This is a genomic window from Eubacterium ramulus ATCC 29099 (assembly GCF_000469345.1).
In the GTDB taxonomy this organism is placed as follows: domain Bacteria; phylum Bacillota; class Clostridia; order Lachnospirales; family Lachnospiraceae; genus Eubacterium_I; species Eubacterium_I ramulus.
Genome location: NZ_KI271112.1, coordinates 1,628 through 2,139, shown reverse-complemented (window position 1 = coordinate 2,139; position 512 = coordinate 1,628). Strand labels below are relative to the sequence as shown.

General features: G+C 42.2%; 1 protein-coding gene. It reads left to right on the top strand.

Translation table 11 applies throughout. From position 1 onward, the window contains the following. Nucleotides 1-512: replication initiation factor domain-containing protein (locus tag HMPREF0373_RS16395; protein ID WP_021738767.1), on the top strand; the 512-nt coding region annotated here is incomplete at both ends.

Genomic DNA, 512 nt, shown 5'->3' with positions numbered 1-512 from the left:
ATCACAAGGGAATATCTCAACAAGATAGAAAGTGGAAAAATGAAGCCGTCAAAAGAACTTCTGGAAACTCTGCATAAGGAACTGGCAAGGTTCAATCCAGAAGCACCGCTTACCATGCTGTTTGATTATGTGAAAATTCGTTTTCCCACGCTGGATATACAGCACATCATCAAAGATATATTAAAACTGAATATCAATTATATGCTCCATGAAGATTACGGACATTACAGTTATACGGAGCATTACTCTTTAGGGGACATCTTTATCTATACGTCGGCTGACGAAGAAAAGGGTGTCCTTTTAGAGTTAAAGGGGCGAGGTTGCCGACAGTTTGAAAGTTACTTGCTGGCACAGGAAAGAAGCTGGTATGACTTTCTCATGGACGCACTCATAGACGGTGGCGTGATGAAGCGTATCGACCTTGCTATCAACGACCATACGGGCATTTTGGATATTCCAGAGCTTGCGGAGAAATGCAGGAAACGGGAATATATCGGAAAGTCCAGAAGTTA